Source organism: Pseudomonas sp. FW305-3-2-15-C-LB1, from assembly GCF_058787615.1.
The window spans coordinates 137,360-150,896 of the sequence record NZ_JBYSZX010000007.1 but is presented as its reverse complement, the minus strand read 5'-3'; the positions used below and the strand labels follow the sequence as shown (position 1 = coordinate 150,896).

General features: G+C 55.7%; 10 protein-coding genes. All 10 read right to left on the bottom strand.

From position 1 onward, the window contains the following. Positions 1-31 precede the first annotated feature (31 nt). The 10 genes from AC3WP7_RS16050 to atpG all read right to left on the bottom strand — a co-directional run bounded on the left by AC3WP7_RS16050 (position 32) and on the right by atpG (position 13,518). The gene (locus AC3WP7_RS16050; RefSeq protein ID WP_093514246.1) at positions 32-2,125 is read right to left on the bottom strand and encodes a beta-ketoacyl synthase N-terminal-like domain-containing protein; all 2,094 of its coding nucleotides are present in this window, start codon (positions 2,123-2,125) and stop codon (positions 32-34) included. Positions 2,126-2,150: 25 nt separating this feature from the next. After that, positions 2,151-3,038, bottom strand: a complete 888-nt coding sequence (locus tag AC3WP7_RS16045; RefSeq protein WP_093514247.1) for a class I SAM-dependent methyltransferase — start codon at positions 3,036-3,038, stop codon at positions 2,151-2,153. Positions 3,039-3,058: 20 nt separating this feature from the next. After that, positions 3,059-3,313, bottom strand: coding sequence for an acyl carrier protein (locus AC3WP7_RS16040; RefSeq protein WP_093514248.1), 255 nt, complete (start codon positions 3,311-3,313; stop codon positions 3,059-3,061). After that, complete coding sequence (locus AC3WP7_RS16035) at positions 3,303-4,259, bottom strand: acyl-CoA desaturase (protein WP_093514249.1); 957 nt, start codon at positions 4,257-4,259, stop codon at positions 3,303-3,305. The genes AC3WP7_RS16040 and AC3WP7_RS16035 overlap by 11 nt, the downstream gene beginning before the upstream one ends. A gap of 33 nt (positions 4,260-4,292) precedes the next feature. Further along, positions 4,293-5,996, bottom strand: a complete 1,704-nt coding sequence (locus AC3WP7_RS16030) for a fatty acyl-AMP ligase (RefSeq protein WP_093514250.1) — start codon at positions 5,994-5,996, stop codon at positions 4,293-4,295. Between the two features lie 42 nt (positions 5,997-6,038). After that, positions 6,039-8,804, bottom strand: a complete 2,766-nt coding sequence (locus AC3WP7_RS16025; protein ID WP_093527105.1) for a type I polyketide synthase — start codon at positions 8,802-8,804, stop codon at positions 6,039-6,041. Between the two features lie 497 nt (positions 8,805-9,301). Continuing rightward, entirely contained in the window at positions 9,302-10,669 is a 1,368-nt protein-coding gene (glmU, locus tag AC3WP7_RS16020; protein WP_093514252.1) for a bifunctional UDP-N-acetylglucosamine diphosphorylase/glucosamine-1-phosphate N-acetyltransferase GlmU, read from the bottom strand. A gap of 123 nt (positions 10,670-10,792) precedes the next feature. Then, a complete protein-coding gene (locus AC3WP7_RS16015; RefSeq protein WP_058424358.1) occupies positions 10,793-11,209 on the bottom strand; it encodes a F0F1 ATP synthase subunit epsilon in 417 nt (138 codons plus the stop codon). Between the two features lie 44 nt (positions 11,210-11,253). Further along, the gene (gene atpD, locus AC3WP7_RS16010) at positions 11,254-12,630 is read right to left on the bottom strand and encodes a F0F1 ATP synthase subunit beta (RefSeq protein ID WP_015886645.1); all 1,377 of its coding nucleotides are present in this window, start codon (positions 12,628-12,630) and stop codon (positions 11,254-11,256) included. A gap of 27 nt (positions 12,631-12,657) precedes the next feature. After that, on the bottom strand, positions 12,658-13,518 hold the full coding sequence (gene atpG / locus AC3WP7_RS16005) for a F0F1 ATP synthase subunit gamma (RefSeq protein ID WP_003233565.1): 861 nt from the start codon (positions 13,516-13,518) through the stop codon (positions 12,658-12,660). Positions 13,519-13,537 lie beyond the last annotated feature (19 nt).

Genomic DNA, 13,537 nt, shown 5'->3' with positions numbered 1-13,537 from the left:
GTTTACGGGTGCAACCGCGCCGGGCACGGGTTCACGTGTACCAGCACAGCGAGTGGTCAAATTGATACGAAGGCGCTAACGGCCATATGTCGCAGCCCTGCGTGTCGACCCCAGAGCTATCCAGCGCATAGCCACGCAGGAATAACTGTTGGATCAGCACGGGCAAATCTACGGTAGAAAAAATCGAGTCGTCGGCCAGCGTGTAAACCGACCGGGCGCCGCCATCGAGCGGTTCGCCGATGTACAACAGGGGTGCTTCGGCAGGCGTGGGGCCAGGTTGTTGATAATTCGCCAACAGCCCTTGGTTAGTGAGAACCTGCATGAGTTGGCGCGGGGTGGCTTTTTGTTCGCAGTAGGCCGACACTAGCCGCCCCAGCCCCTCGTAATGAAACGTGGTGCCCAACAAACCGAAAGCCCGCAGCCTTTCAACGGCGCTCAGGCACGCCAGGAAGTTGCGCACGCCCGGGTGCTCGACCTCTGCGATCTGACGGGTCCCCACAAGCGCCTCGAATGCTTGGGGCACGGGCGAATTGCGCGACCTGTCCGGCCGCGCCAAGGCAGTGAATCTCACGCACAGCGCCAAGGGTTTGCGCTTTTGGCTTTCAACGATAAAGACCGCGGGCAGAGCGGCGATGGTCCGGATCTTCTCGGCCAATTCACCCACCGAGTAAGCCACCATCGCCACGCGAAACCTGAACTTCTCGCGGCACAGCAGCTCCCTGCACAGCTGCGGTAAATCCTCGTCCAGGTACCCAGGCAAACACTCAAGCAGCTTCTTGAGTTGGGCAACAAGGGCCTGGGAAGATCTAGCCGACAGCACGAACACGTGCTCAGGTTGTGCGACGAGGTCGGGAGCCGTTGATGGCGCAGCCGACTTGAGCAGCGCGAACGCGTTGGTGCCGCCAAAGCTGAACGTGCTGACCCCCAGGCATTTATGCGCGATCGAGGGGGCCGGCTCATGCGCCATGCTGACCCTGAGCTGCCCCGCCTCATATTTATAAAAACGGTTGGGCGTGGTGTAGCCACAGGTTGGATAAAACTCCCGGTAATAGGCCATGCACGCCACTTTAATCAACGACGCCATGCCCGACGCCGACTCCAGATGACCGATATTGGTTTTGACCGAACCGATCTTCACCGAATCGTTCGGCGCACCCAGACGCACAATATCGTTCAGGACCTTGAGCTCGACCGCGTCTCCCATCAGCGTGCCTGTGGTGTGAGTCTCGACGTAGCAAAGATCGGCGACAGCATGGTCGCTGGCGGCGAACGCCTCCTGGATCAAACGTTTTTGCGCTTGGGCGTTGGGGGCGGTAAAGCCATTGCTGGCACCATCATGATTGACCGCAGTCGCGCTGATCAGCGCCCAGATTTTGCGCCGGGCGGCCACCGCATCCGGTTGGCGCTGCAGGATCACCACGCCGCAACCCTCCGAGCGCACATACCCATTGGCTGCATCGTCAAAGGAGTGGCAGGCGCCATCGGCAGAAAGAATGCCGGCGTGGAAGTGGGCCAAGGTGTTATTGGGGTGCAAAATACAATTGACCCCGCCTACCACAGCCATATCGATCTCGCCGCGCTTGAGCGCGCCGACCGCGCTGTCAAGCGCGACCAGCGACGAAGAACAGCCGGTATCCACCACCTGGCTGGGACCAATCCAGTCATAGAAATAAGACAATCGATTGGCGGCGGTGCCCAACGCGGTGCCGGAGGCACTGAACTTGCTCAGCAGGGTGTGATCGGCAAACACCATCCTGTGGTAGTCGGCATTGGTCGCGCCGACGAACACGCCTGTACGGCTCTTGCGCAGACTCGCAGGCTCAATACCGCCATTTTCCAAAGCCTCCCACGACACCTCCAGCAGCAGGCGCTGCTGGGGGTCGAGGTGGTCCGCTTCTTCCTTGCACAGGTTGAAAAAACCCCAATCGAACAGCTTGATATTCGGCAGAAAGCCGCCCTTGAGCATGTCCGGGCTCAGCGCCTCAAGGGAACCTTGCAAGTGGCCAAAGCGGTCCTGGGGATAATCGGTGACCGCGCGGGCTCCGCTGCGTAACAGCTCGATAAAGGAAGCCAACCCACTGGCTCCCGGAAACCTGCAGCCCATGCCTACGATAGCGACGTCCATGGCTATGCCTTCCTCACGGGTACGTTCAGTCTTTGAGACTGGCGGCAGGGTGGTCGATACGCTTGAGGGTCAAGCGCGCCAGTCCCATCGTTCCGGATTTGAACCCCACCATGCACATCTGCAGGTACGTGTTATAGCGTTGGAAAATATCTACGCCGTAGGTGGTGCAGATCGCCTCCTTATTGTTCTTGAGCCCCTGCCACCAGGCCTTCTGAGTCAGGTAGTAGTGTTCCCGGTCATTGCGTACACACTGTATTTCGAACATCCCGTCGCAGGCCTGAGCAATTTCGTACAGGCGCGGCAGATCGGACTCCGGGAAAATCTCCTTGGCAAAAAAGGGACTGAAATCTTCACGTGTAGCGTTTTCATAGGTGATGGTTTGCAGGGACACTTTGCCACCGTCTTCCAGCCAGCCGTGACAACGTTTGAAGAACTGGCGGTAACCGAGGATTTTCTCTTCGGCGGTCTGTTCAAGGTTGGCGAAGTGCTCAAACGCGCCGATGGAGATGATCGCGCTGTACTTGGCCGCGGGCACGTGGTCCTGCCAGTTCTCGAGGCGCACGTCGACACCTGGAAGGTCGAGCTGCTCGACGTAATTTTTCTGCGCATCACTCAAGGTCAACCCCACCGCCCGGTCAACCCCATAACTCTGAACCAGACGCTTGAGGGTACCGCCCCAACCACAACCGATATCCAACACATTGGCGCCGTTGCGCGAGCCAGATTGTTCGATGTGGTAATCGAGTTTGCGCAGCTGCGCCTCTACGAATGTATCTCCCGGCTCCCACAGGGCTGCCGAGTAACACTTGGTCACGGGATCGAGCCACAGATGATAGAAGTCATTGCTCAAATCGTAGTGCGATTGGATCGCTTCCATCGATGCGCCAATTGCCGCAGAAGAAGACTGTGTCATTTACAAATCCTTTTGTGAGGTCAAACCAGAATTTCTTCAGCGTCCATGGCGTGTTGCGCAAGGCCTTCGATGGTCGGGTATTCATACACAATGGTCGGATCGATCTCTTTTCCCAACCAGTCCGATAAGTCACCCGTCATACCAATGACCGCCGCAGAGTCGAGCCCCAAAGCGCTGAACTGCGACTGTTCGCTGATGGCTGTTTTTTCGACGCCCGTGAGATCGGCGATATAATTGATCAGCCACTCTTGTAATTTCGCTACATCATTTTTCATCACAACCTCCAGTAGATACTTTTTTAGATGGGGTTCGTATATCCCAGGCCAACCTGCACACTTCCAAGAACTTGATTGCGTAATAACCGATATCGATATCTTTCCAGTCATGTGCAAAGCGCGCGGAGGCAGGAAACGCGTGATGGTTGTTATGGAAAGATTCCCCCACGGTAATAATGCCCATCCACCAAATATTCGTGCTGCGGTCCCGCGTTTCATGCCGACGGCTACCGATCATGTGCGATAAGGAATTGATACTGCTGGTGGCGTGATAACTTAGAAATATCCGCACCAGTCCACCCCACAAGAACCCCTCCAGCGCCCCATATAAGCTCCAGGTATATAGCCCACCGATAATGGCCGGCAGGATCAAGCCAAGAGCAACCCAATAAAAATAACGCGCCGACACCAGGCAAATATCTCGATCGCGCAGCAAGTCTTTGGCATATCGGGTGGAGTTGGTCAGTTCATGCTGGAAAGTCCAGGTGACCTGGGAGAACCATAGGCCCTTGAGCTTATCCAGCACGCCGGGCCGCTCAACGGCGTATGGCGAATGCGGATCACCGTTGCGATCACTGTACTCATGGTGGCGGCGATGGTTGCTGACCCAGTAAATCGGCGAGCCTTGGGCCGTCATGCTGCCCAATACAGCCAGCAGGACTTTTACCCCGCGCCCGCATCTGAACGCCCGGTGAGCGAATAACCGGTGGTAGCCAACCGACCCGCCCAGCATCGTCAGAAGATAAAAAAGTGCAAACACTCCGATATTGACGGGTGAAACGCCATGGATGAAATACAACACGATGGCCACACCCGTGCCCACGGCGGGCAATAGCAATAACACCAAAGCATGTATCAGCTGAAATTTCTTGAGTTGAGGGCTGGACAGCGTCACGCCCTTCAACGACTCCTGATTAACGTCATGAACAGCAGCAGCAACTTCCATGGAGACTCTCCTGGGGTGGCACAGGTATCAACCTCACAATGCTTCGAGCGCACCTTGCGTGAACAACTGTGCAAGCGCGGAACGGCGCAATTTACCGCTGGATGTTTTCGGTATTCCCTTGGGTTTTATCAAGATGATCCGATGGGGCGAAACACCAAAATGGTTAATCACCGCTTGTCGAATGCATGTTGTTACCGAGGCTTTATCCAGTGTGTTGATGTGACTCTTTTCAACTTCGTAAACAATGACTAATTGTTCTTCAGAATCAGCATTAGTTGAAAAGGCCACACCGCAGCCTTCCCTCAATCCCGCAACGGCGCCATAGGCCACTTGCTCGATATCCTGGGGGTAGTAGTTGCGACCTCGCAGAATGATCACATCCTTCAAGCGCCCGGTTATGTAGAGTTCGCCATCGCGCAGGAAACCCAGGTCGCCGGTGCGATAGAAGTCGGCACTGCCTCCTTCGGGCTGACAGGCAAAGCGTTGCGCAGTGGCCGAAGGGTTATTCAGATAACCCGCAGCGATTGAACTTCCCGCAACCCAGACTTCCCCAACCTGGTTTTCGGCAAGTGTGCCGCCACCTTCAGGGTGGACGATGACCACGCGTTGACCATTGATGGCTTTGCCATTACTGACGTAAATGTCCGAAGGTGAGCCCTCAACGCCCGGTAGTACCTGCCCGTCCGCCAGCGCTTGCCGGTCTACGCTCAGCTTGCGCATACCGCTGCCCGCCGTCGGGCCAGTGACGATAAGGGTGGTTTCAGCCATTCCATAACAGGGGTAGAAACTGCTGGCGTTGAAACCAAATGGCGCGAATCGCTGCGCGAAGGCATCCAGTACCTGCGCGTTCACCGGCTCGGCGCCGCAATAGGCCAGCCGCCAGGAGCTCAAGTCAAGGCCTGCGCAGTCCTCCTCCTTGATTCGAGCCAGGCAATGGGCATAGCCAAATGTCGGCCCCCCTGAGGTGGTGCCTTTGTAATCACTGATCGCCCGCAGCCAACGAACCGGCTTCTGCACAAACTCCAGCGGCGACATATGAATGCAGGTGATGCCCAGCCAAATGGGTTGCAGAACATTGCCCACCAGCCCCATGTCGTGGAACAGTGGCAGCCAGTTGACCCCGACAATGTGCTCATCATTGCCGAAGCCGCTCTTGATCATCTCCAGATTGCTGATCAAATTGCCGTGGGTGATCACTGCACCCTTTGGATCGCCCGTCGAACCCGAGGTGTATTGAATAAAGGCCACATCACCAGGCTGCGAGTCGTCAGGCTGAAAATCGGGCTCGGCGATCGGCACTTCATCCACCAGCAACGCAGGGATGTCCCAGTCTTGAATCTTGTATCGTGCGTACAGGTCGGCTGTTGTCAGCACCCTGCCGATAGCAGCGTCCTGCACAATTTTCTCGAAACGGTCCACAGACGATGTCTGGGTCGGGGTATTGACGGGTACCGGGATGACATTGGCGTAAAGGCAACCCAAAAACGCCTTGATGAACTCCAAGCCTGGCGTGAAGACCAACAGCACGTTTTGCCCGGCAAGATTATGGGCGAGCAGAGTACTGGCGATATTGCTTGCACACTTGTCCAACTCGGCAAACGAGAGCGTTTGCTCCTGTGCGCGAGTAATAAATACAAAAGCGGCTTTATCAGGATGCGCGAGCACATGTGCCTTGAACATAGTGACCAGGCATGAAAATCCAGCGTCGTCGACACGCCCATAATTTGTGGAACTCATAATTTCTCATCCGTGATATACGACTAAGACGTTGAAAAAGGCTTATGTAAGGCTGACTGCCTTCAGCACGTTTTCGAACTCGCCTACCGATAGTTGGCGTTTTAAGGCTTTCTCTGGAAAGTATTCCGTTTGTGCAAACTGGTAATGCGGCAATACATCCGGCTCGCAGGTTACCGTTGGAACAATCGCCGGCCAATTCAATATCCGGCCATGTTGATATAAATAACTCAGCACTTTTGAAAGTTGCTGCAAGTCCGGTGTAGCACGATCCAGGCTGGCACAGGCTATATGCTCATTCTGGTGATCCAGTGCGTTAATGATCGACGTCAATTGAGAACTCGGTCCAATCTCAATAAACAGAGTGGGCCCGCCCTCCATCACCTGACTGACTGCACTGGAAAATTTCACGGTGTCACGCACATTGCGTAGCCAATAGCCGGAAGTGGTCAACAACGCAGCCTCAGCAGTACCCGTGACAGTAGAAACGAATTCAGTCACGGGCGTCTTCAGTTCAACAGAATCCAAATAGGATGCGAACAGATCAAGAACCGGTTCCATTAAATAAGAATGGAATCCACGGGCCACATGCAGCCGCTTATAGTGAGTCGAATGCAGGCCCAGTGTTTGTTCCAGCGCAGCAGCATTAACATCGTCGACCGAAATAACACAGGTGTCCGGTGTGTTTTCAACCGCGATCGAATGAGGGATTTCATCAAGAAGAGCCTCCGCGCAACTTGAGGAGGTCGAAACCACGTACATTCCACCGGGCCGGGTATGCGCCTGGATAAGTCTGCCCCGATACCACACAAGGCGTGCAGCGCACTCCATGGTCATCACGCCCGATGCGCAGGCTGCCGCGTACTCGCCAACGCTATGACCGATCACTACCGTTGGCGTAATACCCCAGGCTTTCCACAACGCCGTCAGCGCGTATTGCACACTGAACAGAGCCGGTTGCACCTCTTCCACTTGAAAGTCGGATTCAGGACTGAAGAGAACCTTCAGCAAATCAAAATCAAACGTCTGGCAATAGAATTGCGAGACACGATCCAGTGCTTGTCGGAATACTGGCGTCGATGCATACAGGTTACTTGCCATTTGCTTGTATTGAGCGCCCTGGCCACTGAACACAAAGCAGGTTTTTGCCATCAACCCAGCGGTTGGAACCACAGACTGCGCGATGACCTCACGCACCTTGTCGAGCAGCATGATTTTGTCGCTGGCCGGCGCACTAAACTTGACAGGAAGATGCGTACGGCAACGATTGGACCGCGCGCAAAGAGCCGCCAGTCGATCCTCGGCGAGGCCGTCGAGATGCTTCTCGAGTTGCTTGAGCTGGGTCAGCAATGAAGCAGAGTCCTTCGCGCTGAGCGTCAGGCATTGCGGCAGTGTCGAAGACGCGACCGTTACCGATTGATCATGACTGGACACTACCACATGGGCATTGGTACCGCTCATACCGAAGCTACTGACGGCTGCATGGCGTACCGGGGCGCAATCCGGCCAGTCTTGTGTGGTAGTCGCAACGGCAAGGTGGCTCTGCGTCCACGCAAATTTTTTGTTGGGTACCTCACAGTTCAATGAGGCCGGAATTCTCCCGTGCTTGACCGCCAGCGCAGCCTTGATCAGGCCCGCCAGACCTGCCGCCGCCTCAAGGTGACCGATGTTGCTTTTGACCGCTCCCAACCAGGTGCGGTGCGTGCGCCCATAGAACTTTGACAACGCCATAAGCTCAATCGGATCACCCAACGGCGTAGCGGTACCATGGCACTCGACATAGCGAACCGCTTCAGGCGCGAGTTGAGCTTTGCGCAAAGCCTCGGCAATCACCTCTTGTTGAGCCAAACCGTTGGGCGCCGTCATGCCGTTGGATTTGCCGTCATGATTGATCGCACTGGCGGAGATCACCGCATGAACAGGCAACCCTTCCTTGATCGCGTCGGACAAGCGCTTGAGAACAATAACCCCGGCCCCTTCGCCACGGACATAACCGTCGGCGCCTTCATCAAACGGCCGGCACTCACCGCTGGGCGACAACGCCTGCATGGTCGAAAACGCGACCGAAGCGCCGGGCGTAAGGATCAGATTAGCGCCGCCCACGACAGCCATGTTTATCTCGTGATTGCGCAGCGCGGAGCAGGCAAGGTCTGCTGCCACCAGTGCTGACGAGCAACTCGTGTCCAGTTGCAACGCAGGGCCACGAAAGCCAAAGAAGTAAGAGATTCGTCCGGGGGCGATGCTCTTTCCGCACCCCAGTGCGGACAACGGGGAAATTTTTCCTGTATCCCCTGAGCGAGTATAAAAGTCGGCATAGTCATCACTGGACAAGCCGACATATACCCCGGTTTTTGAACCGGCGAGTATGCGATAGTCCAGACCCGTGTCTTCGATGGCCTCCCAACTCAGTTGCAGGAGTAAACGTTGTTGTGGATCGGTGCGGCGAACTTCAAGTTCTGACATGCCAAAAAAATTGGCGTCAAAATTATAGATGTGATCAATAAGCCCAGCCGTCTTTTGATAATTTTTTCCACTCTCACCAGGAACGGCACTGTTCCATAAAAGGCTGTCCCAACGCTTGTTAACCATTGGCGCTATGGCACTTTTGCCTTCACAGAGATTGTTCCATAACTGCTCAGGCGTCAACGATCCACCCGGAAACCGGCAACTCATCCCAATAATTGCAATTGGCTCTGAAGCCTGCGCTTTCATAGCAGCAAGCTCTTTTTTTAATTGATTAATTTTAATAAGTGACTGTTTGAGTATTTCGGGTCCGGCGTGCCCCAAGACTGATTGTCCACTGTCATCCATGACACACCTACCTGAGGGTCTTCCATCTTCCACAGGGGTACAGGTGGAGAGGATATTGTTGATTTAGTCGCTGGTGGCATAACTATATGTCAGCAAAATCTGAACTAGCAACTAAATATGAAAGACCGAAAAATCGAGGTAGATCACAAACCAAAATCTGTCAAAAAAATAATTATTATATTTTTTAGCCACCTTGTAACGCACGCGTTATAAGGGTCACAGCTTTTTCTGCTGCGAACGAAGCACGGCAAGAAGCGAAAATTTTGTTGCTTTGAAGGCAATCTGAAATCATTTAGAAAATAAATGTTACAAATACCAGCGCTTTTTTGACTCACAAGTCGGGCATGTGCATAAGATTGGTCTACTAGCAATATTTCTATCTTATTCAACTGACGACTGAAGCATAAGGGAACCTGGCCCCCACTTGAAGAGCAGCCGGTTCGCAGGCAAAAAAAACCTGCTGGCCAGCGCCAGCAGGTTTTTTCATTGTGGATAACTCAGGTCTTCTTGATTTTGACCGGGCGTTTCCAGCCGTCGATGTTGCGTTGGCGGGCGCGGGCTACGCCAAGCTGCAAGTTATCCACATCCTGATTGATAGTCGAACCCGCTGCGGTGGTGGCGCCATCGCCTACTTTTACTGGGGCAACCAATGAATTGTTGGAGCCGATAAACACGTCTTCGCCCAGCACAGTCTGGTGCTTGTTCGCGCCATCGTAGTTACAGGTAATAGTGCCGGCACCGATGTTGGTGCGCGCGCCAATAACTGCATCGCCCAGGTAAGTCAGGTGACCGGCTTTTGCGCCTTCACCCAAGTGGGCGTTTTTCAGTTCAACAAAGTTACCCACATGGGCCTTGGCCTCCAGCACACTACCCGGACGCAACCGCGCAAACGGCCCGGCATCGCTGCCCTCGCCCATCACGGCACCGTCGATATGGCTGTTGGCCTTGATCACCACGCCCTTGCGCAGGGTACTGTCCTTGATCACGCAGTTAGGGCCAATCACCACGTCGTCTTCGATGACCACACGGCCTTCGAGGATCACGTTGATATCGATCAGCACATCACGGCCGACGGTCACTTCCCCGCGCACATCGAAACGCGCAGGGTCGCGCAGGGTCACGCCCTGGGCCATCAGGCGGCGGCTTTCGCGCAATTGATAGTGACGCTCCAGTTCGGCCAGTTGCTTGCGGTCGTTGGCGCCCTGCACTTCCATCGGGTCGTGGGGTTGCTCGGTGGCGACCAGCAGGCCATCGCTCACAGCCATCTCGATGACGTCAGTGAGGTAGTACTCGCCCTGGGCGTTGTTGTTGGACAGACGACTCATCCAGTCGGCGAGCTTATTGGCAGGGACCGCGAGAATGCCGGTATTGCCTTCGGTAATGGCGCGCTGGGCTTCGCTGGCATCCTTGTGCTCAACGATGGCAGCGACCTTCCCGTCGGCATTGCGCACAATGCGCCCATAGCCGGTGGGGTCATCCAGCTCAACGGTCAGCAGGCCCATCTGGCCAGGCACGACGTGCTTCAGCAGGCGTTGCAGGGTTTCCACTTCGATCAGCGGCACGTCGCCATACAGGATCAGCACGGTGTTCGCCGTGATGAAGGGCACGGCCTGCGCGGTGGCGTGGCCGGTACCGAGTTGCTTGTCTTGTAGAACGAAATTCAAGTCGTCTGCGGCGAGACGCTCACGCACCACATCGGCACCGTGACCGATCACTACGTGAATGCGCTGGGGGTCCAGTTGCCGGGCGCTGTGGATAACATGGCCCAGCATGGAATTGCCGGCAACCGGGTGCAACACCTTGGGCAGGGCCGAACGCATGCGGGTGCCCTGGCCTGCGGCGAGAATAACGATTTCAAGAGACATGAGTGGCTACCAATCCTGGGCGGTCCGGCTTCAGACCAGAGAAGTGTTTTGCTGAAAAAGAAAAAGGGTAGCCGAGGCTACCCTTTTTAATCAATCGCGCATGATGTACGACGGCTAGGCCGCTTACTTCTTGCGCAACTGCTGGAGCGTGCGCAGCTGGGCTGCAGCCTCGGCCAGACGTACAGCAGCAGCGCTGTAGTCGAAGTCCGCACCCTTTTCGTTCAGGGCCTTCTCGGCAGCCTTGACGGCTTCCTGAGCGGAGGCTTCATCCAGGTCGCCAGCACGTTGCACGGTGTCGGCAAGTACCTTGACCATGTTCGGCTGAACCTCGAGGAAACCACCGGAGATGTAAAACACCTCCTTTTCCCCGCCCTGCTTGGTCAGCGTGATCGGACCTGGCTTCAAGCTGGTGATCAACGGCGCGTGCCCCATGGCAATGCCAAGGTCACCGAGTTCGCCGTGTGCAATCACCATCTCTACCAGACCGGAGAAGATTTCCCCTTCCGCGCTGACGATATCGCAATGGACTGTCATAGCCATCTGATTGCCTCAACCTGATGAGCGCCCGTTTCCGGGCGCCTGGATTACAGTTTCTTGGCTTTCTCGATCGCTTCTTCGATGCCGCCGACCATGTAGAACGCTTGTTCTGGCAGGTGGTCGTAGTCACCGTTGAGGATGCCTTTGAAGCCAGCAATGGTGTCTTTCAGGGAAACGTATTTACCCGATGCACCGGTGAAGACTTCAGCCACGAAGAACGGCTGCGACAAGAAGCGCTGGATCTTACGAGCGCGGGATACCAACTGCTTGTCGGTTTCCGACAGCTCGTCCATACCCAGGATCGCAATGATGTCCTTCAGCTCTTTGTAACGCTGCAGCACGTACTGAACGCCGCGAGCAGTGTCGTAGTGCTCCTGGCCGATCACGTTCGGGTCCAGCTGGCGCGAAGTCGAGTCGAGTGGATCGACCGCTGGGTAGATACCCAGGGAAGCGATGTCACGGGACAGTACGACGGTGGCGTCCAAGTGGGCGAAGGTGGTCGCTGGCGACGGGTCGGTCAAGTCATCCGCAGGTACGTATACCGCTTGGATCGAAGTGATCGAACCTTCCTTGGTCGAAGTGATACGTTCTTGCAGAACGCCCATCTCTTCAGCCAGGGTCGGCTGGTAACCTACTGCCGAAGGCATACGGCCCAGCAGTGCGGATACTTCAGTACCGGCCAGGGTGTAACGGTAGATGTTGTCGACGAACAGCAGAACGTCGTTACCTTCGTCACGGAACTTCTCGGCCATGGTCAGGCCAGTCAGTGCTACGCGCAGACGGTTTCCCGGCGGCTCGTTCATCTGACCGTAAACCAGTGCCACTTTGTCCAGAACGTTGGAGTCCTTCATCTCGTGGTAGAAGTCGTTACCCTCACGAGTACGCTCACCCACACCGGCGAACACGGAATAACCGCTGTGCTCGATGGCGATGTTACGGATCAGTTCCATCATGTTTACGGTCTTGCCTACACCGGCACCACCGAACAGACCCACTTTACCGCCCTTGGCGAACGGGCAAACCAGGTCGATAACCTTGATGCCGGTTTCCAGCAGGTCGTTGCCGCCAGCTTGTTCGGCGAACGAAGGTGCTGGACGGTGAATGCCCCAGCGCTCTTCGGTGTCGATAGGGCCAGCTTCGTCAATCGGGTTGCCCAGTACGTCCATGATCCGGCCCAGGGTCGCTTTACCGACCGGTACGGAGATGGCAGCGCCAGTGTCGACAACGTCCAGACCGCGCTTCAAGCCTTCGGTGGAACCCATCGCAATGGTACGAACTACGCCGTCGCCCAGCTGCTGCTGAACTTCCAGAGTAGTTTCCGCGCCTTGTACTTTCAGCGCGTTGTAGATGCTCGGTACGCTGTCGCGTGGAAATTCCACGTCGATAACGGCGCCGATGATTTGAACGATACGTCCGCTACTCATAGCTGGATCCTCTGAATATTTGAACCGTTAAACCGCGGCAGCGCCGCCGACGATTTCCGAGATCTCTTGGGTGATCGCAGCCTGACGCGCCTTGTTGTAGATCAGCTGCAAATCGCTGATCAGATCACCGGCGTTATCGGTAGCGTTTTTCATCGCGATCATCCGCGCCGCTTGTTCAGCTGCGTTGTTCTCGACCACCGCCTGGTACACCTGCGACTCCACGTAGCGCACCATCAAGCCGTCAAGCAGCTCTTTGGCGTCCGGTTCGTAGAGGTAGTCCCAGTGGTGCTTGAGTTCCTGATCCGGAGTCGCCACCAGTGGAATCAACTGCTCCACGGTTGGCTGCTGGGTCATGGTGTTGATGAACTTGTTGGATACCACGGACAGGCGGTCAATCCGGCCTTCCAGGTACGCATCCAGCATCACCTTCACACTGCCGATCAAATCATTGATCGACGGCTCTTCACCCAGGTGGCTGATAGCTGCAACGACGTTACCGCCGAAGTTGCGGAAAAAGGCCGCACCCTTGCTACCAACGACACACAGATCGATCTCGACGCCGTTTTCGCGGTTTACCGCCATGTCCTTGACCAGGGCCTTGAACAGGTTGGTATTCAGACCACCGCACAAACCACGGTCACTGCTCACAACCACATAACCCACACGCTTGACTGCGCGGTCGATCATGAACGGGTGGCGGTATTCCGGGTTGGCGTTGGCCAGATGCCCAATTACCTGGCGGATACGCTCCGCATAAGGACGGCTAGCAGCCATGCGCATTTGTGCCTTGCGCATTTTGCTGACCGCCACTTTTTCCATGGCGCTGGTAATTTTTTGCGTGCTTTTGATGCTCGCAATCTTACTGCGAATCTCTTTTGCGCCTGCCATGTAACACCTATCAGGTTAG

Coding starts and splice junctions, on each gene's coding strand:
- AC3WP7_RS16050 (WP_093514246.1), bottom strand. CDS start 2,125: ATGGACGTCGCTATCGTAGGCATGGGCTGCAGGTTTCCGGGAGCCAGT.
- AC3WP7_RS16045 (WP_093514247.1), bottom strand. CDS start 3,038: ATGACACAGTCTTCTTCTGCGGCAATTGGCGCATCGATGGAAGCGATC.
- AC3WP7_RS16040 (WP_093514248.1), bottom strand. CDS start 3,313: ATGAAAAATGATGTAGCGAAATTACAAGAGTGGCTGATCAATTATATC.
- AC3WP7_RS16035 (WP_093514249.1), bottom strand. CDS start 4,259: ATGGAAGTTGCTGCTGCTGTTCATGACGTTAATCAGGAGTCGTTGAAG.
- AC3WP7_RS16030 (WP_093514250.1), bottom strand. CDS start 5,996: ATGAGTTCCACAAATTATGGGCGTGTCGACGACGCTGGATTTTCATGC.
- AC3WP7_RS16025 (WP_093527105.1), bottom strand. CDS start 8,804: ATGGATGACAGTGGACAATCAGTCTTGGGGCACGCCGGACCCGAAATA.
- glmU (WP_093514252.1), bottom strand. CDS start 10,669: ATGTCTCTTGAAATCGTTATTCTCGCCGCAGGCCAGGGCACCCGCATG.
- AC3WP7_RS16015 (WP_058424358.1), bottom strand. CDS start 11,209: ATGGCTATGACAGTCCATTGCGATATCGTCAGCGCGGAAGGGGAAATC.
- atpD (WP_015886645.1), bottom strand. CDS start 12,630: ATGAGTAGCGGACGTATCGTTCAAATCATCGGCGCCGTTATCGACGTG.
- atpG (WP_003233565.1), bottom strand. CDS start 13,518: ATGGCAGGCGCAAAAGAGATTCGCAGTAAGATTGCGAGCATCAAAAGC.